This is a genomic window from Dellaglioa sp. CoH-57-MRSF-18 (assembly GCF_056781995.1).
In genome coordinates this window covers 1-469 of record NZ_JBXAXX010000079.1, presented here as the reverse complement: position 1 = coordinate 469, position 469 = coordinate 1, and the positions used below count along the sequence as shown (strand labels likewise).

The 469-nt window shown below is 55.4% G+C and carries 2 protein-coding genes; both read left to right on the top strand.

Going from position 1 to position 469, the window contains the following annotated elements; genetic code table 11:
- On the top strand, positions 1 to 205 hold a 205-nt coding region (locus AC1RPG_RS08160), incomplete at its 5' end, for a hypothetical protein (protein ID WP_481762492.1).
- A 49-nt stretch (positions 206 to 254) separates the two neighbouring features.
- Positions 255 to 469 (top strand): hypothetical protein (locus tag AC1RPG_RS08155; RefSeq protein ID WP_481762491.1); only part of this gene is annotated, 215 nt, incomplete at its 3' end.

Here is a 469-nt window from a genome sequence, read left to right as displayed (position 1 = left end):
GCGCCACATTCTCGGTGACGATCACGTAGCGCCGGGCACCAAGTTGCTGGAGCGCTTAGACGAGTTGGACCTATCGGATTTTGTGATGGGACTCGAAGACGAATTCAGCACCACCTTCGGTGAAGAGTTCTACAACAAAGAGACCTGTCCGTGCGCCACGCCGCGCGAGTTCAAGGACTACGTGATGGAGAATGCAGACGTGTAACACGACGGCGCTGATCTTAGGGTCCGCGCCTTTTTGCTAAGGAGGCTAGATGAAGATTAAGAGCAGTATCCACGACTACTACGATTGGGTTGCGCACCAGTACGGCGGTGGCGATCCGAACCTCGTGTACATGCGTGATCGCATTGTGCCCCTTGGCGTGGAAAAGACTCCGTGGGGAACGATCCATACCGAACATGGATTCACGTTTCCCGATGCGTTCAGGAAGTCGCTGAGCCAGTACTGGGATGAGCTGGGTGGTGACAC